Annotated in this window: 33 protein-coding genes and 1 tRNA gene; 11 read left to right on the forward strand and 23 right to left on the reverse strand. The window is 62.7% G+C overall.

Annotated elements, in window-relative coordinates; genetic code table 11:
- The first annotated feature begins 7 nt into the window (after positions 1–7).
- Together selB and IEV38_RS04370 are read left to right on the forward strand one after the other, a co-directional pair.
- Complete coding sequence (gene selB, locus IEV38_RS04365) at positions 8–1921, forward strand: selenocysteine-specific translation elongation factor (protein ID WP_188394959.1); 1914 nt, start codon at positions 8–10, stop codon at positions 1919–1921.
- Positions 1922–1928: 7 nt separating this feature from the next.
- A tRNA-Sec gene (locus IEV38_RS04370) sits at positions 1929–2024 on the forward strand.
- 49 nt (positions 2025–2073) lie between these two features.
- Here IEV38_RS04370 and IEV38_RS04375 read toward each other — a convergent pair.
- The 8 genes from IEV38_RS04375 to IEV38_RS04410 all read right to left on the reverse strand — a co-directional run bounded on the left by IEV38_RS04375 (position 2074) and on the right by IEV38_RS04410 (position 8548).
- The gene (locus IEV38_RS04375; RefSeq protein WP_188394960.1) at positions 2074–2688 is read right to left on the reverse strand and encodes a class I SAM-dependent methyltransferase; all 615 of its coding nucleotides are present in this window, start codon (positions 2686–2688) and stop codon (positions 2074–2076) included.
- 14 nt (positions 2689–2702) lie between these two features.
- Complete coding sequence (gene phnE / locus IEV38_RS04380; protein ID WP_188394961.1) at positions 2703–3500, reverse strand: phosphonate ABC transporter, permease protein PhnE; 798 nt, start codon at positions 3498–3500, stop codon at positions 2703–2705.
- Complete coding sequence (locus tag IEV38_RS04385) at positions 3497–4327, reverse strand: PhnE/PtxC family ABC transporter permease (RefSeq protein WP_188394962.1); 831 nt, start codon at positions 4325–4327, stop codon at positions 3497–3499. The genes phnE and IEV38_RS04385 overlap by 4 nt, the downstream gene beginning before the upstream one ends.
- 4 nt (positions 4328–4331) lie before the next feature.
- Entirely contained in the window at positions 4332–5147 is an 816-nt protein-coding gene (locus IEV38_RS04390; RefSeq protein ID WP_188394963.1) for a phosphonate ABC transporter ATP-binding protein, read from the reverse strand.
- Between the two features lie 54 nt (positions 5148–5201).
- Positions 5202–6077: a putative selenate ABC transporter substrate-binding protein gene (locus tag IEV38_RS04395; RefSeq protein ID WP_229728672.1), complete on the reverse strand. Its 876-nt coding sequence runs from the start codon at positions 6075–6077 to the stop codon at positions 5202–5204.
- 129 nt (positions 6078–6206) lie between these two features.
- Complete coding sequence (selD, locus tag IEV38_RS04400) at positions 6207–7262, reverse strand: selenide, water dikinase SelD (protein ID WP_188394965.1); 1056 nt, start codon at positions 7260–7262, stop codon at positions 6207–6209.
- A 39-nt stretch (positions 7263–7301) separates the two neighbouring features.
- Positions 7302–8366, reverse strand: coding sequence for a tRNA 2-selenouridine(34) synthase MnmH (gene mnmH / locus IEV38_RS04405; RefSeq protein WP_188394966.1), 1065 nt, complete (start codon positions 8364–8366; stop codon positions 7302–7304).
- Between the two features lie 11 nt (positions 8367–8377).
- On the reverse strand, positions 8378–8548 hold the full coding sequence (locus IEV38_RS04410) for a hypothetical protein (protein WP_188394967.1): 171 nt from the start codon (positions 8546–8548) through the stop codon (positions 8378–8380).
- A 238-nt stretch (positions 8549–8786) separates the two neighbouring features.
- Between IEV38_RS04410 and IEV38_RS04415 the strand changes: the two genes are divergently transcribed.
- Positions 8787–9101 carry a hypothetical protein gene (locus tag IEV38_RS04415; protein WP_188394968.1) on the forward strand — a complete coding sequence of 105 codons (315 nt, stop codon included), beginning with the start codon at positions 8787–8789 and terminating at the stop codon, positions 9099–9101.
- 199 nt (positions 9102–9300) lie between these two features.
- On the forward strand, positions 9301–9471 hold the full coding sequence (locus IEV38_RS04420) for a hypothetical protein (protein WP_188394969.1): 171 nt from the start codon (positions 9301–9303) through the stop codon (positions 9469–9471).
- Between the two features lie 145 nt (positions 9472–9616).
- On the opposite strand, the gene IEV38_RS04425 is transcribed toward IEV38_RS04420, so the two are convergent.
- The 6 genes from IEV38_RS04425 to IEV38_RS04450 form a co-directional block, all read right to left on the reverse strand.
- On the reverse strand, positions 9617–9955 hold the full coding sequence (locus tag IEV38_RS04425) for a copper-binding protein (RefSeq protein ID WP_188394970.1): 339 nt from the start codon (positions 9953–9955) through the stop codon (positions 9617–9619).
- A 36-nt stretch (positions 9956–9991) separates the two neighbouring features.
- Positions 9992–11266, reverse strand: a complete 1275-nt coding sequence (locus tag IEV38_RS04430; RefSeq protein ID WP_188394971.1) for a multicopper oxidase family protein — start codon at positions 11264–11266, stop codon at positions 9992–9994.
- 10 nt (positions 11267–11276) lie between these two features.
- Complete coding sequence (locus IEV38_RS04435) at positions 11277–12707, reverse strand: TolC family protein (RefSeq protein WP_188394972.1); 1431 nt, start codon at positions 12705–12707, stop codon at positions 11277–11279.
- On the reverse strand, positions 12697–13026 hold the full coding sequence (locus IEV38_RS04440) for a hypothetical protein (protein ID WP_188394973.1): 330 nt from the start codon (positions 13024–13026) through the stop codon (positions 12697–12699). The genes IEV38_RS04435 and IEV38_RS04440 overlap by 11 nt, the downstream gene beginning before the upstream one ends.
- Before the next feature lie 76 nt (positions 13027–13102).
- The gene (locus IEV38_RS04445) at positions 13103–13534 is read right to left on the reverse strand and encodes a hypothetical protein (RefSeq protein ID WP_229728673.1); all 432 of its coding nucleotides are present in this window, start codon (positions 13532–13534) and stop codon (positions 13103–13105) included.
- Positions 13535–13594: 60 nt separating this feature from the next.
- Positions 13595–13867, reverse strand: coding sequence for a metal/formaldehyde-sensitive transcriptional repressor (locus tag IEV38_RS04450; RefSeq protein WP_188394974.1), 273 nt, complete (start codon positions 13865–13867; stop codon positions 13595–13597).
- Positions 13868–13926: 59 nt separating this feature from the next.
- Here IEV38_RS04450 and dmeF point away from each other — a divergent pair, with 59 nt between their 5' ends.
- On the forward strand, positions 13927–14859 hold the full coding sequence (gene dmeF, locus IEV38_RS04455) for a CDF family Co(II)/Ni(II) efflux transporter DmeF (RefSeq protein WP_188394975.1): 933 nt from the start codon (positions 13927–13929) through the stop codon (positions 14857–14859).
- 15 nt (positions 14860–14874) lie between these two features.
- On the opposite strand, the gene IEV38_RS04460 is transcribed toward dmeF, so the two are convergent.
- Both IEV38_RS04460 and IEV38_RS04465 read right to left on the reverse strand, forming a co-directional pair.
- Entirely contained in the window at positions 14875–15570 is a 696-nt protein-coding gene (locus IEV38_RS04460; RefSeq protein WP_188394976.1) for an alpha/beta hydrolase, read from the reverse strand.
- Between the two features lie 160 nt (positions 15571–15730).
- Positions 15731–17305, reverse strand: a complete 1575-nt coding sequence (locus IEV38_RS04465) for an OpgD/OpgG family glucan biosynthesis protein (RefSeq protein ID WP_188394977.1) — start codon at positions 17303–17305, stop codon at positions 15731–15733.
- 272 nt (positions 17306–17577) lie between these two features.
- Here IEV38_RS04465 and IEV38_RS04470 point away from each other — a divergent pair, with 272 nt between their 5' ends.
- Together IEV38_RS04470 and IEV38_RS04475 are read left to right on the forward strand one after the other, a co-directional pair.
- Complete coding sequence (locus IEV38_RS04470) at positions 17578–17805, forward strand: hypothetical protein (RefSeq protein WP_188394978.1); 228 nt, start codon at positions 17578–17580, stop codon at positions 17803–17805.
- A 231-nt stretch (positions 17806–18036) separates the two neighbouring features.
- Positions 18037–18867, forward strand: a complete 831-nt coding sequence (locus IEV38_RS04475; RefSeq protein WP_188394979.1) for a serine hydrolase — start codon at positions 18037–18039, stop codon at positions 18865–18867.
- Between the two features lie 72 nt (positions 18868–18939).
- Here IEV38_RS04475 and IEV38_RS04480 read toward each other — a convergent pair whose 3' ends face one another.
- From IEV38_RS04480 to IEV38_RS04490, 3 genes are read right to left on the reverse strand one after another with little or no spacing between them, the layout of a single operon-like run.
- Entirely contained in the window at positions 18940–19239 is a 300-nt protein-coding gene (locus IEV38_RS04480; RefSeq protein WP_188394980.1) for a DUF6587 family protein, read from the reverse strand.
- Positions 19236–21068, reverse strand: a complete 1833-nt coding sequence (gene feoB / locus IEV38_RS04485; protein WP_188394981.1) for a ferrous iron transport protein B — start codon at positions 21066–21068, stop codon at positions 19236–19238. The genes IEV38_RS04480 and feoB overlap by 4 nt, the downstream gene beginning before the upstream one ends.
- A gap of 24 nt (positions 21069–21092) precedes the next feature.
- Positions 21093–21332 (reverse strand): FeoA family protein, encoded by a 240-nt coding sequence (locus IEV38_RS04490; RefSeq protein WP_188394982.1) that lies wholly within the window; start codon positions 21330–21332, stop codon positions 21093–21095.
- 171 nt (positions 21333–21503) lie between these two features.
- Here IEV38_RS04490 and IEV38_RS04495 point away from each other — a divergent pair, with 171 nt between their 5' ends.
- The gene (locus IEV38_RS04495; protein ID WP_188394983.1) at positions 21504–21713 is read left to right on the forward strand and encodes a DUF3820 family protein; all 210 of its coding nucleotides are present in this window, start codon (positions 21504–21506) and stop codon (positions 21711–21713) included.
- Between the two features lie 20 nt (positions 21714–21733).
- Here the strand turns inward: IEV38_RS04495 and IEV38_RS04500 are convergent, their stop codons facing one another.
- A complete protein-coding gene (locus IEV38_RS04500) occupies positions 21734–22363 on the reverse strand; it encodes a TetR/AcrR family transcriptional regulator (protein ID WP_229728677.1) in 630 nt (209 codons plus the stop codon).
- A 108-nt stretch (positions 22364–22471) separates the two neighbouring features.
- On the opposite strand from IEV38_RS04500, the gene IEV38_RS04505 reads away from it, so the two are divergent.
- Genes IEV38_RS04505 through IEV38_RS04515 form a run of 3 tightly spaced genes read left to right on the forward strand, consistent with a single transcriptional unit; the run spans position 22472 to position 23629 of the window.
- Complete coding sequence (locus IEV38_RS04505) at positions 22472–22915, forward strand: YybH family protein (RefSeq protein WP_188394985.1); 444 nt, start codon at positions 22472–22474, stop codon at positions 22913–22915.
- A gap of 25 nt (positions 22916–22940) precedes the next feature.
- Positions 22941–23138 (forward strand): hypothetical protein, encoded by a 198-nt coding sequence (locus tag IEV38_RS04510; protein ID WP_188394986.1) that lies wholly within the window; start codon positions 22941–22943, stop codon positions 23136–23138.
- Positions 23135–23629 (forward strand): VOC family protein, encoded by a 495-nt coding sequence (locus IEV38_RS04515; protein ID WP_188394987.1) that lies wholly within the window; start codon positions 23135–23137, stop codon positions 23627–23629. Before IEV38_RS04510 ends, IEV38_RS04515 begins: the two co-directional genes overlap by 4 nt.
- Before the next feature lie 29 nt (positions 23630–23658).
- Here the strand turns inward: IEV38_RS04515 and alkB are convergent, their stop codons facing one another.
- The 3 genes from alkB to IEV38_RS04530 all read right to left on the reverse strand — a co-directional run bounded on the left by alkB (position 23659) and on the right by IEV38_RS04530 (position 26410).
- Positions 23659–24309, reverse strand: coding sequence for a DNA oxidative demethylase AlkB (gene alkB, locus IEV38_RS04520; protein WP_188394988.1), 651 nt, complete (start codon positions 24307–24309; stop codon positions 23659–23661).
- 112 nt (positions 24310–24421) lie between these two features.
- Positions 24422–25729: an MFS transporter gene (locus tag IEV38_RS04525; RefSeq protein ID WP_188394989.1), complete on the reverse strand. Its 1308-nt coding sequence runs from the start codon at positions 25727–25729 to the stop codon at positions 24422–24424.
- 312 nt (positions 25730–26041) lie between these two features.
- Entirely contained in the window at positions 26042–26410 is a 369-nt protein-coding gene (locus IEV38_RS04530; RefSeq protein WP_188394990.1) for a response regulator, read from the reverse strand.
- Positions 26411–26427 lie beyond the last annotated feature (17 nt).

Genomic DNA, 26427 nt, shown 5'->3' on the forward strand with positions numbered 1-26427 from the left:
GGCGTCCATGATCGTCGGCACCGCGGGGCATATCGATCACGGCAAGACCGCGCTGGTGCGCGCGCTGACCGGCATCGACGGTGACCGCCTGCCGGAGGAAAAGCGGCGCGGCATCACACTCGAACTCGGCTATGCATGGATGCCCGCGGCCGACGGCAAGCTGATCGGCTTCGTCGATATGCCGGGCCACGAAAAACTCGTGCGCACCATGGTAGCGGGCGCCAGCGGTATCGATTACGGCTTGCTGCTGATCGCGGCTGACGACGGCATCATGCCGCAGACGCTGGAACACCTGACCATCCTGTCGCTGCTCGGCGTGCGGCGCGGCGCCGCCGTCATCACCAAGATCGACAAGGCCGACGATGCCTTGCTGCAGCAGCGCGAGAACGAAGTGCGCGCGCTGCTCGCCGCACATGGACTCGACGATTACGCGATGCTGCAGGTCTCGGCCATGAACGGGCAGGGCATCGATGAATTGCGTGCGCTGCTGCTGGAACAGGCGCGGCAGACGGAAGATACACGCGAAGACAAGGCTGGATTCCGCATGGGCCTGGACCGCGTGTTCACGCTGGATGGCGTGGGCACCGTGGTGGCCGGCAGCATTGCCGCCGGCAGTGTCAAAGTCGGCGACAGTCTGTGCCTCGCACATGCGCCGGAGCGGCAATACCGCGTGCGCAGCCTGCACGTGCACAACCGCGGCGTCGAGCAGGCGCATGCGGGGCAGCGCTGTGCGGTTGGTTTGGCCGGGCTGGATCGTGCCGAGGTCGAACGCGGCCAGATGTTGTGCGAACCTGGCATTGCGCAGAGCACGCAGCGCATCGATGTCTGGCTGCAGCTTGCCGCCAGCGAGGACAAGGTCCTGCGCTCGGGCACGCAGGTGCATCTGCACTTGGCGACGCAGGATTGCCTGGCTTCGGTGGCGATCCTTGGACAGTCATCGATCGCACCGGGCGAAGCCGGGCTGGCACAGCTCGTCTTGCAGCGCGAGATTCACGCCTGGCAGGGCGACCGTTTCATCCTGCGCGATGCCTCGGCCACGCGCACCATGGCCGGCGGCAGCGTGCTCGACGTCCATGGGCCGGTGCGTTACCGGCAGACGCTGGAACGCATCGCATACCTGCACACGCAGCATGCAGACGATGCGGCCGAACGCTTTCAGGGGGCGCTGGCATTCTCGCCGTTCGGCATCCACGGCCGCGACTGGCTGCGCAGCGCCGGGCTGCGCGATTGGCCCTTCGACCCGCTGGCGCTGGAAGACGTGGTGGCGGACGAGGCCGGAAGCTGGGTGGTGTCGCGACAACGCCTGGCGGAAAGCGAACGTGCCGTGACGGCTTCGCTTGAAGCTTTCCATGCGCGCTTCCCGGAAGACATCGGCCCCGACCGCCAGCGCGTGCGGCGCCTCGCGGTGCCGCGCATGCCGGAGTCGCTGTGGAGCAGCCTGGCGGATCGCCTGCGTACGGCGGGCGTCATCGGTGAACGCAACGGCTTCCTGCATCTGCCCGAGCATGGCGTGCAATTATTGGCGGCCGAGAAGATCGTTGCCGAGCGCGTGCTGCCGCTATTGCGTGAAGGCCGCTTCGATCCGCCGTGGGTGCGTGACCTGGCCGCGACCACCAATCTGCCGGAAACGCAGTTGCGCGTGGTGATGGCGCGCATGACGAAAGCGGGAGAAGTATTCCAGATCGTGAAGGACCTTTATTATCATCCTGATGTCGTACAGCAACTGGCCGGTCTGGCGCGGTCGCTGGGACAGGATAAGGGCAGCGTGACCGCTGCCGACTATCGCGACGCCACCGGCCTCGGCCGCAAGCGCGCGATCCAGATACTCGAATTCTTCGACCGCATCGGCTTCCTGCGGCGTGTCGGAGACGAACACCTGCTGCGACCGGGAACCAGTCTGTTTCCGTCAGCGCAGGATTGAAGGATAAGGAAGGAAATCGTCCCTGGTGGGGCGGCCGGGCTTCAAACCCGGTTGGTGGCGCCATGCGTCGCCGGGTGGGTTCGACTCCCGCTTCCTTCCGCCATCTTGATGACCGTCGGCCGCCCTCATTGGCCGTTATTATCGGCCGGCGGTCATTCCACGCGGCAGTAGCAGTAGAGGAACTGCTGGGTGGTGCCGAACGGCGTCTCGTGCAGTTCGATCGCGCTTTCCACCAGACGGAAGCGCTCGCCGAATTCGCCGTGCAGGCCTTCGCTGTCGTAGCGCACGGTTTCCAGCCCGCTGCAGCTCACCGGACCTTCAGGACCGAAGGTCGCCACGATCACATTCCCGCCCGGCTTCATTGCGCGCATTACCTGCCGCACATAGGCTTCGCGCTGCGCGGGCTCGGTCAGGAAATGGAACACGGCGCGGTCGTGCCAGACGTCGTAGCGTTGCGCTGGTAGCTCGACGCCCGTGATGTCGGCCACCAGCCATTCGATGCGCGCGGCATCCTGCCCCAGCCGCGCCTTGCAGGCATCGATGGCGGCCTGCGAAATGTCGAGCATGGACAGATCGCGGTAGCCGCGCCCGAACAGGTCGTCGATCAGCGTCGATTCGCCGCCGCCGACGTCGATGATGGCGGCATCGAACGAACCGGCCGTGCGCGCGATGAGCTCCAGCGACTTGTCCAGGTGCGGCGCATACCAGCTGACAGCGTCCGGTGCCTTCTCGGTATAGACCTTGTCCCAGTGATTGATCTTGTTCATTTCGTTGTCCTTGACTAACGTGTCATGCGACGACGCAGCGCAAAACTCGCGGCGTCCACCACGCAGACCAGCAGCAGCATGGCGATGATGACGGTGGCTGCCTGGTGCATCTGGAACAGCGACAGGTGGTACTTGAGCATCTGCCCCAGGCCGCCGGCACCGACCACGCCGAGGATGGCGGCGGCGCGGATGTTGTTTTCCCAACGATACAGCACATAGGACATCATCTGCGGACTGCAATGCGGCAGCGTGGCGTACAGGAAGGCCGAGGCCGGCGGCACGCCGTTGATGCGCAGCGTGCTTTCGGCCAGCGGCGGGCAGTTTTCGAGCGTGTCGGCGAACAGGCGGCCGAGCACGCCCGTGGTGTGCACGGCGAGCGCCAGCGTGCCGGCAAACGGCCCGAGTCCCGCCGCGATCAGCAGGATCGCCGCCCACACCAGTTCCGGAATCGAGCGCAGCACGTTCAGCGCGCCGCGCGTGATGAGCCGCGCCGTCATGCCGAAACGGCCGCTGGCCGGCAGGCTCAGGAGCAGGCCGAACAGCGCCGCCAGCAGCGTGCCGATGGCGGACATGGCAAGCGTTTCCAGCGTGGCAGTGCCGATGCGCGCCAGGAAGTTCGGCGCCATCTCCGGCGGCGAAAAGCCGCGCAGGAATTCGACGGTGGTGTCGATCGCCTCGCGGCCGAAGAATTCGCGCCACTTGAGCGGCAGCGAGACGAAGCTCGCGATCACCAGCAAGACCAGCGCTGCCAGCAGCAGCCAGGTCGAGAGCCGTACGCGCGGCGCGGGTGGCAGGGCAGCGGGGCGCGTCATTCCAGCCTCCGGCGCAGCATGGCCGATACGCCATCGGCGCAGGCCACGAGCAGGATGAAGACGAGCAGCATGGTCGCCAGTTCGTCGCCGGCCAGCATCTTCATCGATTCGTCCATGCGCTGACCAAGCCCGCCTGCACCGACGAAGCCCATCACGACCGAGCCGCGGATCGCGCATTCCCAGCGATAGACGGTATAGGAAACGAGTTCCGACGCCGAGGCGGGCAGGGCGCCGTAGAGGAAGGCCGACAGGCGGCCGCTGCCGTTGCGCAGCAGGCTGTCGCAGGCCGACGGGTCGGACGACTCGAGGATATCCGCATAGACCTTGCCCAGCATGCCGCAATAGGTCAGTGCGATCGCGATCACGCCGGCGGTCGGCCCCAGGCCGACGATGCGCACCAGCAGCAGCGCCCACACCAGTTCCGGCACGCTGCGCAGCAGAATCAGCAGCCAGCGCACGAGCTGGCGCAGTGCCATCGCCCAGCGCGCGATGCGGCCGGTGCCGAGGCGCGAGATCGACAGCCGTTCGGTCGCGATCAGCGTCATCGGGATCGCGCCGAGCAGCGCGAGCGTCATGCCGGCGGTCGCCATGGCGATGGTTTCCCAGGTCGAGTAGGCGACCATTTCGAGGAATTCCAGCGAATGCGCGGGCGGGAAGAAGCTGGTGAGGAATTGCCAGGTTGCCTGCAGGCTTTGCGCATCGAACAGGATCCACGGCTTGAACTCGGCCATCGTCAGCATCGGCCACAGGATCACGATGGCGACGATGCAGGTGGCGATGCGGCCATTCCAGGCCGGGTCGCGCAGGGAAGCGGGAAGGGACGTCATGACGCTAGCAGCGCGGAATGACGGAGGCCGCATCGGCCGCCGGGACTTCTTCCGGCCTGGGCGCGTCGTCATTGCGGTTGCGGTAGAGCGCAGCGATGTCGGCGTCGCCGATGGCGCTGCTGGCGGCATCGAACACCACGCGGCCGTCGCGCAGGCCGATCACGCGCGCAAAGTTGCTGCGCGCCAGTTCCACCTGGTGCAGGCTGCAGATCAGCGTCGCGTTGCGCTTGCCGGCTTCGCGCTGCAGCACCTGCAGGGTCTGCAGCGAGAGCGTCGGGTCGAGCGCCGACAGCGGTTCGTCAACCAGGAAGGCTTCGGCCCGCGAGATCAATGCGCGCGCCATGCCGCAGCGCTGGCGCTCGCCGCCGGACAGGCGATCGACGCGCGCATACAGCTTGTCCTGCAGGTTGAACGGCGCCAGCGCCTCGTAGGCGCGTGCCGGGTCGATCGGCTTGACCAGCGAGCGCATCGCTTGCCACACGCTCCATTGCGGCAGCGCGCCGGCCAGCACTGCATTGACCACACGCTGGCGCGGCGGCAGCGGCGGCGTCTGAGGCGCAAGGAACAGGCGCGAGCGCAGCGCATGGCGCGCCGTGCCCGGCAATTGCCACGGATCTTCGTCGAACAGCCGGAAGCTGCCGGAATCCGGCTTCAGCGCGCAGGCGAGCGTGTGCAGCAGGCTGGTCTTGCCGGCGCCCGAAGGACCGATCAGAGCAATCTGTTCGCCCTGGCGGATGGAAAGCGTGATCTCGCGCAGCGCCAGCGCCGACAGCGCGGCACCGTCATGGCGCACCGAGACCGATTCGAGTTGGAATGTCATGAGGGAATGCGCCCGACCAGCGGTACAGTACCGGGGCCGGGCGGGGCGCGAGGATTACTTCAGCAGGCCCGCATCGCGTGCGGCCGCCTCGATATCCTTGTAGTTTTCGGCCTTGGTCGGGATGAAGCGCGTGGCACGCTGCAATTCGAGGATCTGCTTGCCTTCCGGCGTATCCGGCGTCAGCGACAGGAAGGCGTCGGTCAGCTTCTTGCGCACGGCAGGGTCGAGGTCGGAACGCACGCTCCAGTTGTAGTCGTAGTAACCGGGCGTGGTGTAGAACACGCGCACCTTGGTCGGATCGACCTTCTTGGACTCGACCAGTTTTTCCCAGACCGAGATGTTGAGCGCACCGGCGTCAACCTTGCCGCCAGCGACTGCCGCCACCGTTGCGTCATGTGCGCCGGAGAAGGAGATGCGCTTCATGTCGGCGTCCGGATTGATCTTGGCCGCCAGCAGGAAGTGGCGCGGCATCAGGTGGCCGGAAGTCGAGGATTCGGAACCGAAGCTGAAGTTCTTGCCCTTCAGGTCTTCCAGCTTGTTGATCGACTTGTTGGTGGTGATGAAGACGGACTGGAATTTCTCGTCTTCCTCGCGCTGCACCAGCGGTACGACCTTGCCGCCGCTGCGCACGTTGGCCTGCACGAAGGTGAAGCCGCCGAACCAGACCATGTCCAGTTTATTGGTGATCAGGCCTTCGACCGAGGCTGCGTAGTCGGTGACCGGCGTGAATTCCACCTTCATGCCGAGCTTCTTCGCCAGGTAGTCGCCGAGCGGCTTGAACTTTCGCTGCAGTTCGGTCGGAGACTCGTCGGGGATGGCCGATACGCGGAATACCTGCTGCGCATGGGCCACGCTGCTGGCGCCAATGGCGACGGTGGTCACCAGGGCAGCAAAAAGGGCGGAGATTTTCGGAACGGACAGGCGAATCATGCTGCACCTCATTGTTGTTGTGGATGGATGGGTAAAACGCTTGGCAAAGCCAAGGTGAAGCGGCGATGCATCGCGGAAGGCGCAGTCACGGCACCTTCCTTGAATCCTGTTTTTCTTCAGGCGAGCGGCTCAGGACACTTTCACCTGCGGTGCACCGGCACTCATCCTGCCGATGACGGCAGCGCCGGCAAAGCCTTCCGCGCGGAATAGCGCAAGCACGTCCTCGAGGGCTTCCGGTGCACACGATACCAGCAAACCGCCGGCCGTCTGCGGGTCGGTCAGTAGTGCGCGCTGCACCGGCGTAATGGATTGCGCCAGATCGACTTCGTTCCCGTAACCGAGCCAGTTGCGCTCGGACGCGCCCGTGATGCAGCCCTTCTCGGCCAGAGCCCGCACCTGAGGCAGGAAAGGAATGGCGTCCATGTCCAGTTGCGCCTGCAGGCCCGAGCCGCGCGCCAGTTCGAGCAGATGGCCAAGCAGGCCGAAACCGGTGACGTCGGTCAGCGCATGCACGCCGGAGAGTTCGGACAGTTTCCTGCCCGGCGTGTTGAGCTTTGTGGTGCTGGCGATCATCGCGGCGTAGCCGGCGTCGTCGAGCACGTTCTTTTTAAGTGCGGCCGACAGCACGCCCACGCCGAGCGGCTTGCCGAGGACCAGCACGTCGCCGGCCTGGGCATCCGCGTTGCGCTTGAGGCGGGAAGGGTGGACCAGGCCAAGCGCGACCAACCCGTAGATCGGTTCGACCGAATCGATGGTGTGGCCGCCGGCGATCGGAATGCCGGCTTCGGCACAGATCGATTCGCCGCCGCGCAGGATCTGGCCGATGACTTCGACCGGCAACTGGTTGACCGGCATGCCGACCAGCGCCAGCGCCATGATTGGCGTGCCGCCCATGGCATAGACATCGGACAGCGCATTGGTCGCGGCGATGCGGCCGAAATCGTAGGGATCGTCAACGATCGGCATGAAGAAGTCGGTGGTGGCGATCAGCGCCTGTTCGTCGTTGAGCTGATAAACCGCTGCATCGTCCGAGGTTTCGATGCCGACCAGAAGCTGCTGCGGCAGCGGGAAGCCGCCGGTGCTCTTCAGGATGTCGCGCAGCACGCCGGGCGCGATCTTGCAGCCGCAGCCGCCGCCGTGCGAAAAGCTCGTGAGTCTGATGCCCGAAGGTGCGGTATCTGCCATTGGAATCCTGTATCTGAAAAATGTCCGAGGACGGTGGCTCTAAGCGACGGTCGTAACCAACTGTCGTGCGGCCGCTTCGAATGCCGGCTCGGAGAAATCGTGAATCTGCAGCGATCCGGCCTCGCCCAGTTGCTGGAAGTTGCGTTTGACCGATTGCGCGTACAAGGCATCGTAATGCGTTGCCAGCAAGGTCTCAACCAGTTTCGGCATCTCGCCGGATGCAACGAGTTGGTGCCACTGCGCGATCTTTTCCTTGCCATGCAGCGGCGTGAGCAGATCGAGCTGCGTACCGAGCTGCGCCGTATCGTCGGTGAAATGCGCATATTCGTCGAGCAGCAGGGCGACGCGATCGGGCAGGGGCAGTGACAGCACGGTGCAGGACGAAGCCCGCATGCGTTCCATCAGCGCATCCGGTACACGCAGACGGCCAACCTTCTTGCTTTCCGCCTCGACAAATACCGGCCGTGCGGAATCGAAGCCGCGCAACAGATGCCAGATGCTGCTTTCAAACCGTTTCTGGGCAGGCTGCGGACTGTCGGGCAGATTGCCGAGGACAGAGCCGCGATGATTGGCCAGTTGCTCGAGATCCAGCACCTGCGCGCCCTGCGCTGCCAGATGACGCAGCAGCCGGCTCTTGCCGCTGCCAGTCGGGCCGCACAGCACATGGAAGCGAAACGAGGCGGGCAGTGCGGCGAGTTCGGTATTCACATGGCTGCGATAGGCCTTGTAGCCGCCGTCTATGCGCGTCACCGGCCAGCCGATGCGCGCCAGGATGTGCGACATCGCGCCGCTGCGGTTGCCGCCGCGCCAGCAATAGACCAGCGGCTTCCAGTTTTGCGGATGATCGCGGAACGGACCTTCGATATGCCTTGCGATGTTCTTCGCCACCAATGCCGCCCCCAATTTCTTGGCCTCGAAGGCGCCGACCTGGCGATACAGCGTGCCGACCTCGACACGCTCCTCGTTGCTCAATACCGGGCAATTGATCGCTCCCGGGATGTGATCCTCGGCGAATTCCAGCGGGCTGCGCACGTCGATGATCGTGTCGTAGCTGTCGAGCGTGGCAATGAGTTCGGAGAACGGCAGAACGGCGGGATATTTCATGCAGTCGCGGCTCAGCCCTCGGCGTCTTTCAGGAACTGCTTGGCCAAGGCAACCGGATCGGGCGTGGTATCGAAGCCTTCGTCGCCGTAAAAGATGTCAAAGGCATCCAGTGCGCTTTCCATATCCACGCCTGCATTGAGCAGCGTCTCGACCCAAAGGGCGCGCCAACGTTGTTCGTCCATGTCCTGTTCCTGTAGCTACCGAATTGAATGATGCAGACGAGCGAGTACCTGTCTGCGGGCAGGAATGATAGCAGAGCGTAAAAAAGACTTCTCTGAAACACGAAAATCCCTTTCGGCGTCCGCTTCATGTATTGGCCGTGCCGGCAATCTAAACAAATGAAAATAACGAGGTCATGGGATTGAAGGTTGCCTGGAAGAAGCTTTACATTGTTGAATTAGTTAATTTAACAATCCCGTCATGGATTACTTGTTCTCGCTCCTGGATCGACCTGCAGTGCTGGCTGGCCTCGTCAGCGCGGGCTGCCTTTGCTACGTGGTGTGGTGGTATTTGATCCTGCGCGAACCCGGCAACGTGCCGCTATCCGTGGCGGAAAAAGCAGTAGAAGCACGCGAAAGACTGATCGTCACGCTGCATGGCGATTGCGCTGCGGCGGATCGCCTCATCGAATATGAGCAAAGGCGAGCGGGTCCATCTGGTTGTGGAAAGCTGGACGCTGCGGAGCGCGCGTTGTCACGCTTGCAGTATGACCGGTCGCGTGGACAATGGCCGTAATGCTTGCGAAGGAGGACGTTGAGATTCGCTGACGTAGGGCGATACGTCGCTTTCGGATTCTCTGTTATTTTACATAATGCAAATTATGCGAATATATTGATGTGTCTGGAACGGTCGGAAAGGCACAGAAAAGGCTCCGTACCGTTTATCATGCTCGATCTCGCCTTCAAGCTCGTCATTTCATACATCGGAGATCAAATTGGGTTGGACTGCTGCCGTATTGCTTGCCGCATTGATTCTTGCCATTCTGGCGGCCAGAGAGTCGATGAAAAGCTCTCCGAAGAAAAAAGAAGATGCTCTTCCAGAAGAACCCGATGCGGGCGAAAAGGAAGCACGAAATGGAAAAGTAAAGAAGCATAAAGGGCGTTGAGTAATCGTCCGGCCTTTTGGATTCTTGGTCATGCAGCATGGTAAAACTCATCCAATTTATTAAATAAAATGGATGAGATATGTTCCACAGAACATTGAATAAAAAGGATTTTCTATTTAATTTCTTGGCGCTGCTTGCTCGGAGGCTAGAAAATCTCCAGTCGAGTGACCGTATAAACGCCCTCGCGTTTCTCGGCAACGAAACGGATGCGGTCTCCCTCCTTGATCCCCTCCATCATCCCGGGTTCGGCCAGCCGGAACACCATGGTCATGCCGGGCATTCTAAGGTTCTCGAGCGGACCGTGCTTGATGGTGATCTTGCCGGTTTCCCGATCGATCTTTCTGATTTCCCCCTCGCTCATGGCGCTGGTTGTCTGTGCATGCGTGTCATGGGCCTGTTCGGTGGCTTCGCTGCCCTGCTCCGCTGCATGTACGGCGGGCAGGAGCGTGAAAAGGGCGGCGGCACACAGGTTGAATAGCTTCATTTTCTGTTCCTTCTGAAAGCGATGTTTGAGTCAATGTCAGGCTTCGCGGGCGACGCTGCCGCTTGGATGGCGATACCAGCCGGGATCGGTGTAGTCGCCGGGTTTCTGGTCCTTGCGTACCTTGACCAGCGTGAACATGCCGCCCATTTCGATGGGCCCGAACGGGCCGTGACCGCTCATCATCGGCAGCGTGTTGTCGGGAATCGGCATTTCCATCTCTCCCATGTCGGCCATGCCGCGTTCGCCCATGACCATGTAGTCGGGAATGATGCGGATGATCTTGTCGGCGATCTTGCGGTGATCAACGCCAATCATGGTCGGCACGTCGTGGCCCATGGCGTTCATGGTGTGATGGCCCTTGTGGCAATGGAAGGCCCAGTCGCCAAGGTCGGTGGCGTCGAACTCGATGGCGCGCATCTGGCCGACCGCCACGTCCGTCGTGACTTCCGGCCAGCGTGCGGTTTTCGGCACCCAGCCACCGTCGGTCCCGGTCACTTCGAATTCGTGGCCATGGATGTGGATCGGGTGGTTAGTCATGCTGAGATTGCCGATGCGGATGCGCACGCGATCACCCTGCCGGCACGGCAACGAGGCGATGCCGGGAAAGACGCGGCTGTTCCAGGTCCACAGGTTGAAATCGGTCATGGTGTTGACCTTGGGCGTGCTGCTGCCGGGTTCGATGTCATAGGCATTGAGCAGGAATACGAAATCGCGGTCGGCACGGTGCAAGGCAGGATCGCGCGGATGCGTGATCCACGATCCCATCATGCCCATCGCCATCTGCGTGACTTCGTCGGCATGCGGGTGGTACATGAAGGTGCCGGCGCGCCTGGCTTCGAACTCATAGACGAAGGTCTTGCCGACCGGGATCTGCGGCTGCGTGACGCCGGCCACACCATCCATGCCGTTGGGCAGGCGCTGGCCGTGCCAGTGGATGGAGGTCGGCTCGGGCAGCTTGTTGGTGACGAAGATGCGTACCTTGTCGCCTTCGACTACCTCGATGGTCGGTCCCGGGCTGGAACCGTTGTAGCCCCACAGCGTGGCCTTCATGCCGGGCGCCAGTTCGCGGATCACGGGCTCGGCGATCAGATGGAATTCCTTCCAGCCGTTCTTCATGCGCCATGGCGCACTCCAGCCGTTGAGCGTAACGACGGGATGGAACGGCCGGCCGTTGGGCGGCAATGGCGGCGGCAAGGTATCGGCGTGCTGCACGATCTGCGCCTCGGGAATGGTGGCGGCGCCAGCCTTGCTGACCAGCCCTGCGCCGATCAGCGAGCCGGCACCGGCCAGAAAATGTCTGCGTGAAAGCATGTAAGTCCTCTTAATGGTCGCTATGGCCGGCGTGATCGGCGGGCATGGTTTGGGGTGCGGAATCCGCTGCTGCAGCGGAATTTCCCGGCAGCGGACCATTGATGGCCGCCTGCAGATCGGTTTCTGCCACCCAGAAATCGCGTTGCGCTTCGATGGCGCTGTTGACGGCAGCGATCTGCAGCCGCGCATCGGCCAGCAGGTCGAACACGCTGGCCAGCATGCCGTTGTAACGCAGCAGCATCTCGTCCGAGACTTTCTTGCGCAGAGGCACTACCTCGTCACGATAGTGGCGCGACAGATCCCAGGCGGTGCGGTAGGCGGACCATGCCTGACGTACTTCCAGACGGGCGCGGACGGCGGTATCCGCAGTGTGGTGCACGGCTTGCATGTAAAGGGATTCGGCCTTGACGGTACGCGCGCTGCCCCAGTCGAACAGCGGCAATTCCAGGCTGATTTCGTAGCCGTTGCTGCGCGGCTGCCCGGTTTCGCTCTTGTTTCGGTAGCCGGCGTCGAGCACGTTGATGAAGCGCGTCGCCTTGCTCAAGCCGAGCGCCCGCGCGGTGGCTTCCGTATCCCGCCTGGCTGTCTGGATGTCGAGCCGTTGCGCGACTGCGCGTTGCTCGAGTCCTGCAAGATCCGCCGGCTTTTCCGGAATGGTCGGCAGGGTCGCCGGCAATTGCAGTTGCACGCCCTCTTCCCATAGCCCCAGCAGGCGCATCAGGTTGCTGCGTGCCTCGGTTTCGGCGTGCCGGCTGCGCGCCAGTTGGGCCACGGTATCCGCATAGAGAAGCTGTTCGCGCGCCGCATCGATACGGTTCCAGTTGCCGACGGCCTGCATGCGTTGCGCAAGTTCGGCGCCGGCTTCGGCGGCTTCGGCTGCACGCGCCATGAATTGCGCGCCCTGCTGGGCGGCAACGGCATTGAAGTAGGCGCGACGGGTATCGCTTGCCAGCGCAACTGCGCGCTCGGCGGCCTGCAGTTGCGCCTGATTGAAACGCCCCTCTTCGATACGAGTGCGCATCGGCATGGTCAGCAGGCCCGCCAGATCGAACATGATGCCGCGCTCGATTTCGGTATCGCCGCCGCCACGCATGTGGCCGAACGACAGGCTGGGATTGCGCAATCGTCCGGCCTGCACCAGATCGGCTTCGGCAATCCCGATTTCCGCCAGTGCCGCCTGCAGTCCGCGATTGTTGAGCAAGGCGATGCGCACCGCGTCGTCTGCACTCAGCGGACGAGCCAGCAGCTCGCTAATCGTCGCCTCGCTTTCATGCGGCTGCCCATCGCTGTCGCGCGCTACCGTCTGGCCGATACTGGCCTGGGTCATGTCGGACACGGCCTGCAGGCCGCCGTCGCCTGAAAAGCCGGCACAGCCGCTCAGCAGTACGACAATTGCCAGCGCAGCGGAAGCCTTGCCGCTGAAAATCCGGTCAGTGAGCATGATGGTGCCCTCCTTCGCGTACCGGCGGCAGCTGTTTTGGCGTGACGTGGTTCGAGTGATCGTGTGCCGAGGCACCGGCCGCATCGATATGGCCGGCATGGCCGCCAAGCCGCCCTACTTCGTCGTTGGCCGCACGCCAGCGTTCCAGTGAAGGCGATGACGGGTCCGTGTGCGGCAGATAATTGTCGAAGGCAGAGCGATAAGGCGGCAGTGCGCCGGCCTGCGAGGCATCGGCAGGATCCGCATGGCGGCTACCTTCTGCGTGAACGACCGCAGTCGCCGCCAGCAAGGCCGGCAGCAGGAAAAAGGAGAATTTCATGATGTTCTCGTCAAGGATGCAGATTCATGCGCAGACGCGCACAAACGGGTGACCGCGCAAGCGGTCAGCGAAGCAACTAGCCGAGAATGTGCCGGGGTGGACGCTTGATGCCGTCCGCAATATGGCCGAGGAAGAGAGAAAGAGGCGCCGCGACGACAGGCGAAGAACCGTGCGCGGGAGCAGAAAGATCGGGCATGGCAGGCAGCAGGGCCATGCCGACATAGCAGGCGGCACAGGCGCTGCATGTCACCTTGCCGTGTTTGCCGGCATAGTGGTTGTCTGTGTCACTAGCGGCATGATCCTGCATCGGACTCGCTGACTCGGCATGATGATGCGCGGCATGGTCGTGATGATGCAGATCGCCCTGCATCGAGGCCGTATGTTCCATCTGAACCGCTGGCGCGTGCATGGACGGCGCACAGGCGGTTTGCACGGCCGCAGCCCAGCCCTGCACCGGCAAGGCCAGTGCGAGCATGTACAACAAGGCAATGTGCAGGAACCGCTTCATGGCGTGCAGTCTAGCACGGAGAAATCGCCGCGTGCAGCGGGGGCATGGTTGTTGCGCGTTTCATTTGAGATAGGAACGCAATACGCCGATGACCTGTTCCAGTTCCTGACGACGTTGCGCTTCGGGAAGTGCGCCGGGGCCCAGATGCTCACGCACGTGGCTTTCCAGAACCTGCCCCATCAGCCCATTGGCGGCGCCTCGTATCGCGGCGATCTGCTGCAGGACGGCAGCGCAGTCGGCGCCTGTCTCGAGCGCATGTTCGACGGCCTGTACCTGCCCTTTCATGCGGCGCACGCGCGCCAGCAGCTTCTTGTCTCCGATGGTGTGGCTCATTTGTTTACTCAGGTTGTTATATACTGGGGTACAGTATATTTCAATCAAGCGTGTTTGGCATGAAAACCATTGACTCTCATTCGGCCGGCCCCCACAACCACGCCTTCAACGAAGGCAATCCGGTTGCCGAGCGCAGGACGGCCTGGGCGCTGGCGCTGACCACCGCCATGATGATTGCCGAGATCATCGGCGGCTATGCCTTCAATTCCATGGCCTTGCTGGCCGACGGTTGGCACATGAGTTCGCATACGCTGGCGCTGGGATTGGCGGTTGGCGCCTATGTGCTGGCGCGACGATTCGCGCAGGATCGGCGTTTTGCCTTTGGCACATGGAAGATCGAGATTCTGGGCGCCTATACCAGCGCCCTGCTGCTGGTACTGGTGGCAATCCTGATGCTGTACCAGTCCATCGAACGCCTGCTGCATCCGGTCGCCGTTCATTACGACCAGGCCATTGCCATCGCGATTGTGGGATTGCTGGTGAATCTCGCCTGCGCGTTTCTCCTGAGAGGCGAACATGACCACCACCATCATGCGCATGCGCATGAAGAACATCATCATCACCATCATCACGATTTGAACCTGCGCTCGGCCTACCTGCATGTGCTGGCGGATGCGGCCACTTCCGTACTGGCGATCGTCGCCCTGTTTGGCGGCAAGTTGTGGGGAGCCGATTGGATGGACCCGCTGATGGGGATAGTCGGCGCCATTCTGGTGTCGGCGTGGGCTGCGGGATTATTGCGCGACAGCGGACGCGTGCTGCTCGATGCCGAAATGACGGCGCCGGTAGTCAATGAAATACGCGAAGCCATCGCCGCCAGCCCGGTCCCGGCCACGATCTATGACCTGCACGTCTGGCGCGTGGGCAAGGAGAAATATGCGTGCATTCTGGGCCTGAGCGTGGCGGCGGAAGTCTCGGCCGATTATTTCCGCCGCCTGCTCGCCATCCATGAGGAGCTTGCGCACGTGACGGTAGAGGTCACGCGCGCATAACGGCCCGGCCAGGCATCAGCCCGCCTGTTGCGCCTCGCCGAGGAAGAAGTCCATCGCGAGTGCAACGATAGGCGGATGAATGATGTGCAGACCGTTGAATTCCACGTACTGCACCTCGTAACCTGCCGCCTTGAGCTGTTCGGCATGCTTGCGGCCGCTGGTTTCGATCGGCAATTGTTCGTCGATCAGGCCGTGCGCGATGAATACCTTGGGCGCGCCCTCCTGCATGAAGACCGACATGAAGCCGCCGGAAAACACGATCACGTGGCTGACGATGTCGCCATTGGTGATGCCGGTTGACAGCGAATAGCTGCCGCCGTCCGAAAAGCCGGCAAAGCCGAAGTGCGACGGATCGATCTCGAACTGCGAGGCCACGGCCGTCAGCGCCAAGCCCAGGCGCTCGAGGTCGGGACCGTTGCCGCCGATGACGATGTCCCAGGTCGGATAGATCGATTGCGGCAGCAGCAACAGAAAGCCAAGCCGTTCGGCATGCTCTTCCAGGAATGGTCGCACCTTCTCGGCGCTGCCGCCGGCGCCGTGGAACATCACCAGCAGCGGCACCGGTCCCTCCTTCTTCAAGGTTGACGGCACGTACAGCATGGCGTCGCGCTCTTCGGCAATGCCCAGCGGATGCAGTCCGGCGGGGAGCGACGGCCTGGTCGGTGCGCTCAGGGTAAAGGAAAGGCGGCCTAACAGCGAGGGATCGAACATTGCGGACCTTCTGGTAATGAACGGGTAAAAACGCGGAAGATGACAGGCGAAGTCGATCGCCCGTCATGCAGCAACGGGCGATTATGACAAACTTTGAGAGGGAAAAGGCATTTGCGCGGCGATCAGGCCAGGCACATGGCCTGCCTGACCGCCGCGTGCATCAGAAGCGTCTGTCTTCCGGCGGCGTCCACTGATAGAGCCAGGTTTCGGTCAGGGCCTGCCCGTCCGAACTCAGGAACAGGCGCAGATCGACCGGGCCCTTGTAGTCGTCGGGCACGCGCACGTCGAAGATCGCGCGGTAGCCCTTGATCTCGTGCAGCGGCCGTGCCGAAGGAATCTCGATGGTGCCGTGGCTGGCCGTGATGACGGGTTCGACCTTGACGTCCTTGCCCAGCAGGCCGAGATCGCCGCCGGCAAAATCCACCGCGAAACGCCACGAGAAATAGCTGCGCTGCTTGCCGACCACGCCGCCGATGCCGGTGCGCGTGGCAACCGCGGTCGCCAGTTGCGGCACGATCGGCATCTTGTCGCCCCAGTGCAGCTTGTAGCCGAACAGCAGTTCCTCGCCGGGCTGCGGCTTGGCTTCCGGATTCCAGAAGGCGACGATGTTGTCGAAGGTTTCATCGACGGTCGGAATTTCGACGAGTTGGATCGAGCCCTTGCCCCACCCTGCCTTGGGCTCCACCCACAGGCTCGGACGGCGTTCGTAGAACACGCCGTCGTCCTGGTAATGGTTGAAGTCGCGGTCGCGCTGCATCAGGCCGAAGCCGCGCGGATTCTCGTCGGCGTAGGCGTTGAAGCGCAGGTGGGCCGGATTGACGAGCGGACGCCAGATCCATTCGCCGCTGCCTGACAGCATCGCCAGGCCATCGGAATCGTGAATCTCGGGACGCCAGTCGTTGTTGATGCGACGGTCGTTCTCGGCCGTCAGGAACATGCTGGTCAGCGGCGCGATGCCGAGGCGTTCGATTTCCTTGCGCGGATAGAGCGCGGCATCGACATCCATCACGGTAGTGGCGCCCGGCGTGATCAGGAAGCGGTAGGCGCCCGTCACGCTCGGCGAATCGAGCAGCGCATAGACCACCAGCGTGCTCGACTGCTTGGCCGGCTGTTCGAGCCAGAATTCGCTGAAGCGCGGGAATTCCTCCGGACGTTCCATGCCGGTATCGATAGCCAGACCACGGGCCGACAGGCCGTATTGCCAGTCGCCGCCGACCGCGCGGAAATAGCTGGCGCCGAGGAAGGCGACGATGTCGCGCACCAGATCGGTGTGGAAGTTGATGCGGAAACCCGCGAAGCCGAGGTCCTTGGGCAGATCGCGTCCGCGCAGGCCGCTCTTGCCGTAGTTGAACATCTCCGGATCGTAGGCCAGCACGCGCGCCTGGCCGTCCACGACCTCGTGGATCGTGACGGACTGCGTGGCATACATGCCGAGATGGAAGAACTTGGCCTGGAAGCGCAGCTTGTCCTTGCCCCACAGCGCGTGGTCGTCGCGGTAGCCGATCGACTGGTACTGGTCCCAGTCGAGCTGCTTGACCTTGGCCGGCACCTTGTCGGGCGGCGCTTCGTACGGCTTGGCGGCGAGCGAACGGGCGTGGCCCTTGAGCCAGGCGTAATCGAATTTCTCCGCCTTGCCGAGCGTCTTGAGATCGGTCTTGGCGGCGGCATGAATCTGCGGTGCGGACAGACCTGCGAGTGTCAGGGCTGCGGTCTTGAGTAAGTCACGGCGTTGCATCTGGCTCCTTTACTGACAAATATGATTCGCACACTTTGGCAAGACTGCAATAATAACGTTCAATCCGGAAATCGGCATTGCTGCGCGTCATGATGAGAATTCACCTTAAGCTTTGAAACTTTGTTTAATGAATTCAATGCGTTAAAATGCGAATCTCATGTTCAAGATGATTTGCATGAAATGCGTGCGGCGAGCCGATGGAACGATCGAAACGCTGCGCTGACAAACCGGATGCAAGGTCATCCATCCACCGCCATTCTGAAAGGCACCACATGAGCGATACACAAACGCCACAGGTCGAGACCCTGAACAAGAACGAGGTTTTTTCCTTCTGCCGCCACCTGGGCCGCGCCCTCAAGAACGCCGACTCCACTGATTCGCTGCTGGCCTCCAAGCTGGCCCGCGAAGCCGAGCATCTGCAAAAGAACGGCTTCGACACCGCATCCGAGATGTTCCTCGTGGTCGCACAGACGCTGGCCCCGACGTCGCCGAACAACTGATTTTCCCTTCGGGCAGCCATCCGTCATCGGGGCTGCCCGTTCTCTTCTTCCCTTCCCGAAAAACGGAACACATGTTCATCCTGCCAACGGTTGTTTGCAGGACGATATCGCCTGCGCGCAGCCATGCGCATTGCGGCGTGAAATTTCGCAACACCCTGTGCGATAACCGTATGCTGCCCTGAGGAAACGTTCTACACTTTCTGCTCGATCTCTCCACGGGCAGGTGTAAAGATGAAGTCCTGGTTCCTCGCTTCCTTCGCGTTCCTCGCGCTTGCCGCTTCATCCGTCATGGCCGCCCCGCTCGGTTCGCGTCATGCGATCGTCATCGACGAGCAGACCGGCGACGTGCTCTACGAAAAGAATGCCGCCGACATCGTTCCCATCGCCTCGATCACCAAGCTGATGACCGCCATGGTCGTGCTCGATGCCCGGCTCGACCTCGACGAACCCATCATGATCAGCGAGGACGACGTCGATAACTTCAAGTTCAGCTCCTCGCGCCTGCCGGTCGGCGCCCTGCTGTCGCGCCATACCCTGCTGGAACTGGCGTTGATGTCTTCCGACAATCGTGCCGCGCATGCGCTGGCCCGCACCTATCCGGGCGGACTCATGCAGTTCCGCATGGCGGTGCGCAACAAGGCCTATGCGCTGGACCTGCGGCGCACCAATATCGAGGAACCGACCGGCCTGTCGCCGCACAACACCTCGACCGCGCGCGACCTGGCACGGCTGGTGACGGCCGCCGCGCAGTATCCGGAAATCGAACGCATCACTACCGTTGCCGGCGATCTGGTCGAGGTCGGCGGCACGCTGCAGCGCTACCACAACACCAATCGCCTGGTCAGCGAACCGGGCTGGACCGTGCTGCTGTCCAAGACCGGATTCACGCGCGAAGCCGGCCGCTGCCTCGTCATGCGGGTGCGTGCCGCCGGACGCGATGCGATCATGGTCCTGCTGAATGCGAAGGAAACGGCCGTGCGCACGGCCGACGCACAAGTCCTGCATCGCATGCTCAACGACATGCAGCGCACGCAGGTGATGGCGGACCTGAAGATCAGATAGAAATTGCTCGGGGAGCGGGGGAAGCGGAACGCCCACCAATTGGTGGGCGTTTTTTTTCTAGAGTTTCTAGGCTTATGGATGGCGGCGGAATTCCAGCGGTTTGGAATCGTCGTTCTTGCCCGTGGTATCGGAACCGGCGGTGTCGCAGCTCGAACAGGTATTGCATCCACTGCCGCACCCGCCGGCACTTTCTCCCGGCCGCAGGAAGCGCCCTGCCGCCCGCAGCGCGTTGCCGCGGCCGGGCCTGTCCAGCCATTGCGCCAGCGCCTGCTGCCGACCGCGCGACCACGCGGGCAACAGACGGCGTATCACCGACAGCAGCGCGGCGAAGACGATGACGCCAATGATGATTTCCTGCAAATAATCCGTCATGTCAGTGCAAGAGTAATGCGATAGGTCAGGAAGGCTGCGATATAGGCCAGCGCAAACAGGTAACCGGCGGAAATGGCGACCATCTTCCACGAATTGGTCTCGCGCTTGATGATGGCCCAGGTTGCCAGGCATTGCGGCGCAAACACGAACCAGGCCAGCATCGAGAACGCCGTTGCCAGCGGCCACTGTGTGGCGATCAGCGAACCCAGTTGCTCGGCCACTGCATCTTCAGACCCCGACATGGCATAGACGGTTCCCAGTGCCGCCACCGCCACCTCGCGCGCGGCCATGCCCGGCACCAGCGCGATGCAGATCTGCCAGTTGAAGCCGATCGGCGCGAACACGTATTCGAGCGCGTGGCCGATGCGGCCGGCGAAGCTGTAGTCGATCGGCGGCAGCGTAGCGCCCTCCGGCGGTCCCGGGAAGGTCGTCAGGAACCACAGCAGCACGGTGAGCGAAAAGATGATGGTCGTCACACGCCGCACGAAGATCATGGCGCGCTCCCAGAGGCCGATCGCCACGCTGCGCACGTTCGGCAGGCGGTAGGATGGCAGTTCCATCAGCAGCGCGTGGTCGCTCTTGTCCTTGCGCAGGTACTTGATGACCCAGGCCACCACCAGTGCGCTGACGATGCCGGCCACGTACAGCACGAACAGCACGATGCCCTGCAGGTTGAATATGCCCCCTACCGTCTGTTCCGGGATGAAGGCTGCGATCAAGAGCGTATAGACAGGCAGGCGCGCCGAGCATGTCATCAGTGGCGCCACCAGGATGGTCGTCAGGCGGTCGCGCGGGTCCTGGATGCTGCGCGTGGCCATGATGCCGGGAATCGCGCAGGCGAAGCTCGACAGCAACGGAATGAAGGCGCGGCCGGTCAGGCCCGCCTTGAACATCACGCGGTCCAGCAGGAAGGCGGCACGTGGCAGATAGCCGGATTCCTCCAGCACCAGGATGAAGAAGAACAGGATCACGATCTGCGGCAGGAACACCAGCACCGCACCCAGGCCGGCGAACAGGCCGTCAACGATCAGGCTGTGCAGCAAGCCTTCGGGAATCGAGGCGGCAAACCATTCGGCGGCGGCGCCGATGCCGCCCTCGATGCCGTCCATGAAGGGTTCCGCCCACGAAAACACGGCCTGGAAGATCAGGAACATGACGGCCGCGAGGATGATCATGCCGAACACCGGATGCAGCACCCAGCGGTCGATGGTGTCGTCCACGAGCGAGGTCGAGCGCGGCATGGTCACCGCGGCGGCCAGGATGCGGCGCACCTGCGCATGCAGGTCCGGTTCGACGGTGGAGGCATCCACCGGCTGCGGCGTGTCGATGCGGTCCAGGTGCGCCACCAGTTCGTCGGCACCGCCGCTGCGGATGGCGACCGTCTCGATGACGTCCATGCCGAGCTGGCGCTGCAGTTCCTCGCGGTCGATGCGGATACCGCGCTTGCGCGCTGCGTCCATCATGTTGAGCGCCAGCACCATCGGGCGTCCGAGGCGCTTGACCTCGAGCACGAAGCGCAGGTGCAGGCGCAGGTTAGTGGCATCGGCCACGCAGACGATCATTTCCGGCAGTTCCTCGCCCGCCACCTTGCCGAGGCAGATGTTGCGCGTGATGACTTCGTCCGGGCTGGTGGCATCCAGGCTGTAGGCACCCGGCAGGTCGAGCACGCGCACGGTGCGGCCGGACGGCGCGGCAAAGCGCCCTTCCTTGCGCTCGACGGTGGCGCCGGCGTAGTTGGCGACCTTCTGGCGGCTGCCGGTCAACTGGTTGAAAAGCGCGGTCTTGCCGCAGTTCGGGTTGCCGACGAGGGCAATGCGGGAAATGGCCATGGAAAATCCAGCGTAGGACGGGAATCAGGAAGCGAGGTGAACCGTGACGCGCTGCGCTTCGGTACGGCGCAGGGCGAAACGGGTGTAACCGATCTGGACCAGCAGCGGATCGGCGCCGATCGGGCCGCGCGCGACGATGCTGACCGGCTCGCCCTCGACAAAGCCGAGTTCGCGCAGACGCTTGGAAATGGGATCGTTGCTGTCGAGTCCGCTGACGGAGTCAACCACGGCCGGAGTGAAGGGAGAGAGTTCGGAAAGGTTCACGGTCGATAAATACAAATAAAAACTATTTCGTTAGTGGGGCGATTGTAAGCGTATTTGCCATTCCCTGCCGAGTCCGGAACCGCAAATATGCGCTGTCGCGATGCAAAATGCGCATTGCCGCCCGTTCTGCCACGCGTTATCCTGCGCATCCCGCCTGTCTCCCGACCACGAATGGACGCCGACGCCCTGCACTCGCTATTGATAACGCCCATGCCATACGGGAAATACAAGGGCCGCATGATCGCCGATCTGCCCGGTCATTATCTTGGATGGTTCGCACGAGAAGGTTTCCCGGCAGGCAGGCTCGGCACCCAACTGGCGCTCATGTATGAGCTGGATCACAACGCCTTGCGGCATCTGCTCGATCCCTTGCGCGGCTAGGCGCGCTGCGCGGGCTTGTCTTACAGTCCGCGTTCGACCATGTCGATCAGGCGCTGCCCGACGATTTCCGCATGCGTATCGTCCATCGCGCGCAAGGGACCGTCGATGAGCAGCATCGCCAGTCCGTGCACCGACGACCACGCCAGGAATTCCGCCGCCATACGCCGCTCCGGCGCCAGCACACCAGCGGCCAGCATTTCGTCGAGCGCCTGGCCCAGCAACTGGAACGGCGTCCTGCCGCTGTTACCCGCCATCTCGGGAATTCCCGCCCTTTCCAGGTCCTGATGCACGGAAAACGCCGTGCGAAACAGGCCCGGTTCACGCCGTGCAAAACGCAGATAACCGGTACCGACCGCGCGCAGGTGATCGCGCGCCACCGCTGCCTTGTTGCGCCTGGGCTTGCATGCATTCCATTCCTGCTCGATCGCAATGGCAAGTTCGGCCTGCGCCGCAGCGCATACCGCCAGCAGCAGCGCATCGCGATCGGCAAAATGGCGATAGGCAGCGTTCGGCACCACGCCGGCCTGTCGCGTCGCCTCGCGCAGCACCACGGCCGAAGGCCCGCCCTCCCTTGCCAGCCGCACGCCGGCTTCAAGCAGGGCACGGCGCAGATCGCCATGGCGGAAGGTGGTACGGGCTCTGGTCGGCATCCCTGTTTCGTTTTTTCTGGTCATGGCAATTATTGTGTACAGCGTCCACAATATGTCCTATATTAAGTGCACACTGTACACAATAATTCTTTACCAAGGAGAAACAACATGACGGAGACAGCAAATCGCGCGCAGGAACAGGAAGTGCGCAACCTGATCGACAGCTGGCTGCGGGCAGTCGCCACCTGCGATACGGACCGCATCATGAGCCACTATGCGCAGGACGTCTGCGCCTTCGACGCGATCGGCCCCTTGCGCTTCGATGGTTCCGAAAGCTATGGCAGGCACTGGGCGCAATGCATGGAGCATTGCCAGCCGCCGATGGAGTTCGTGCTCGACGAACTGCAGTTGACGGTAAGCGGCGACCTTGCCTGCAGCCACTTCCTGAATCACTGCAAGGGCACGGACAAGGAAGGCAACGAACATGCAATGTGGATGCGCGGCACCGCGCACTACCGCAAGCGCGATGGCCAGTGGAAGATCGTCCACGAGCATTTCTCGGCGCCCTTCGATCCGATGAGCGGCAAGACCTGCTTCGATCTGAATCCCTGATCGGCCCCGGCTTCAGACGCTTTCCATGCAGCCTGACAACCGCCCTGCGCTGCACGACGCGGCATTGACGCCGGAGAATCATCGCGCATGGACGGCGCGCTTCGATGCGCTGTGGTCGGCCTCGGCCGGCGATGACGACAGGCGGGAGATGGAAACCATGCTCGTCCTGATGGAACGATACGAGCGGCATGTCAGCGATAACCCAGTAAAGGAGAATTCATGAGCACACCACAGGTAAAGCCCATTCCGGACGGCATGCATGCCGTCACCCCTCATCTCGTGTGTGCCGGCGCAGCCGATGCCATCGCGTTCTATGTGAAGGCATTCCAGGCGGTCGAGCTGGCCCGGCTGCCGGGACCCGACGGTCGCCTCATGCACGCCATGATCGCCATCGGCGGTTCTCCGATCATGCTGGCCGACAGTTTTCCGGAGTACGGCTCGCAGGATCCGAAAGCGCTCAACGGCACGCCGGTGACGCTGCACCTGTATGTGGAAGACGCCGACAAGACCTTTGCGCAGGCCCTGGCGGCCGGCGCAACCGAGAAGATGGCACTGCAGGACATGTTCTGGGGCGACCGCTACGGCATCGTCACCGATCCCTTCGGCCATGCGTGGTCGATCGCGACCCACAAGCAGGATCTCACGCCCGAGCAGATCGCCCGCGCCGCCAAAGAGGCCTTTGCTTCGGGCGAGACGGGCTGCTCGGCGCAGTGAAAGGATGAGCGGCAGGCAGCCGTGTTGCGTCAGCCCGCCTTGCGAAAGGTCAGATTGATGCGATACGGCCCCGTCAGCGGATGTACGTTCGGCTTCAATGGCGCCACCGCGTGATAGGCGAGCCGCGAGCGTCCGCCCCACACCACCACATCGCCGTGCAGCAGCGGCACGCGAACTTTCGCGTCGTTGCGCTGCATGCCGCCGAACTGGAAGACGGCAGGCACCCCGAGCGAAACCGATACGATCGGCTGTGTCATGTCACGTTCGTCGCGGTCCTGGTGCAGCGACAGGCGTGCGCCGGCATCGTAGCGGTTGATCAGACAGGCATCCGGTTCGAAGTGCGTAAAGCCGGCACTGGCTGCAGCCGCGCTGGCGAGTCGTTGCAACACGTCGGGCATGGCCGGCCACGGTGCACCGGTTAGCGGGTCCGCCGCATCGTAGCGATAGCCGCGCCGGTCGCTGACCCAGCCCAGCGGACCGCAGTTGGTCATCGCCACCGACATCGTGAAGCCGCCGGGCGTCACCAGATGACGAAACGGCGCCGCGGCCGCGATCCGCTCCACTGCATCCAGCAAGGCATGCTGATCGGCCAGCGCAAAACCGTGCAGCAGCACCGCATCGTCCGCCAGCCTTTCCTGCCAGACAGTGGCTCCTTCAGTGTCGAACAGATCGCCGGTCATGACTGCGCCTCGTCTTTCGTTTGCATGCCGAACCTTTCCATGCACGCAGTGTAGCAAGCGCAAAAGAAAATGCCCGCCGAAGCGGGCATTGCGCAGGCAATCCGGAGGTGGATTACTTGTTGACCAGCGCGCGCGGCTGCAGCAGTGCCAGCAAGGCGCCGAGCACCAGCGCGCCGGCGACGAAGTACATGCCGGTGTTGGTGCTGCCGGTGACGTCCTTGAGCCAGCCGACGATGAACGGGCTGACGAAACCGGCGAGGTTGCCGACCGAGTTGATCAGGCCGATACCGGCTGCCACCGCTGCGCCACCCAGGATCGCGCTCGGATAGGTCCAGAACACCGGCATGGTCGAGAGCATGCCGGCAGTGCCGAGCGACAGCGCGCACAGTGCGAGGAACACGTTGTCGCCATAGACGGTGCTCAGGAACAGGCCCAGGCCACCGAGCGCGCTGGCGACGGCGAAGTGCCAGCGGCGTTCGCCGGTACGGTCGGCGCTGCGCGCGACCAGCAGCGTGGCAATGATGCCGATGGTGTAAGGCACGGCAGTCAGCAGGCCGACGTCCAGCGCATCCTTGACGCCCGATGCCTTGACCAGGGTCGGCAGATAGAAGCTGATGCCGTACAGGCCCATCATGCAGCAGAAGTAGATCGCGGCCATCAGCCATACCTTGCCGCTGGTGAAGACACTGGAGATCGAATGTGTCTGCTTGGTGCCGGCTTCGACCTTGATGTTGGCTTCGAGGATCGCCTTTTCATCTTCCGACAGCCATTTCGAGCTGCGGATCGTGTTGGGCAGGTAGAACAGGCACATGATGCCCAGCGCCAGCGACGGGATCGCCTCGATCAGGAACAGCCATTGCCAGCCATGCCAGCCGTTCCAGCCAGCAAAGTAGTTCATGATCCAGCCCGACAGCGGACCGCCGACCACGCCGGCGACCGGGATGCCGATCATGAACAGCGCGTTCATGCGGCCGCGGCGCTGCGCCGGGAACCAGTAGGTCAGGTACAGCACGATGCCGGGGAAGAAGCCGGCTTCGGCCACGCCGAGCAGGAAGCGAATGACGTAGAACGCGGTTGGCGTCGTCACGAACATGGTCGCGGCCGACAGGATCGACCACGTGATCATGATGCGTGCGATCCAGACGCGCGCACCGACGCGGTGCATGATGATGTTGCTCGGCACTTCGAACAGGAAGTAGCCGATGAAGAAGATGCCGGCGCCCAGGCCATAGACCGTTTCGCTGAATTGCAGGTCATTGAGCATCGACAGCTTGGCGAAGCCGACGTTGACGCGGTCCAGGTAGGCCGCCACGTAGCAGAGGAAAAGGAAAGGCAGCAGGCGCAGGGTGACCTTTGCGTAAATGCCGTCTTCCAGTTTTTGACGGTCGCCGCTGGCGGCCGTGGAATGGGTAGCGCTCATGTGTTATTTGTCCAGATACGTCCAGGTACGATAAGGCTGTGCGGAGGCTGGTTCTGATTGAACGCATTGCGACGCACGCCGGATGACAGTTTCTTGTGCGAGATCGGATTCGCGATCAAGAGCAAACAGGCCGGATCAGGCCGGACGACGATGATAGCGTGGGCACTTCTGCCGCCAGATGCAAAAAATTCACACGATTGTGAAAAATAATGCGGATGTGGATAACACGTAGTTCCGGCCACACCCGCTTGCTTTTTGCGCAGGACCGCCCGGTATCGCGACCGGCATCGGTCCTGCCGTTGTTCCTGCTGATCAGGCGCCGACCAGCTTCTTGAACGTGGGCAAAACGGCGTCGCCCTTGAACGGCTTGACGATCCAGCCCTTGATGCCGGCAGCCTTGCCGCGTTCCTTCATGATGGGCGAGTTTTCCGTGGTCAGCATGATGATGCTGACGCTGGCATTGCCGAGCTCGCCGCGGATTTTCTCGGCCATCGTCAGGCCATCCATATTGGGCATGTTGACGTCCGACACCACGAGCCTGATGCCGGGATCGCCCTTGAGCTTGGCCAGGCCATCGCGCCCGTCAACCGCCAGCGCCACGTCCAGACCGTTCTTCTTGAGAAAGTCCCCTACTTCGGTACGCACCGTGCTCGAATCGTCAACCACCAGAATTTGCGCCATGTTATTTCCTTGCAATG

Origin of the sequence: Oxalicibacterium flavum, from assembly GCF_014635065.1 — a bacterium.
Classification (GTDB): domain Bacteria; phylum Pseudomonadota; class Gammaproteobacteria; order Burkholderiales; family Burkholderiaceae_D; genus Oxalicibacterium; species Oxalicibacterium flavum.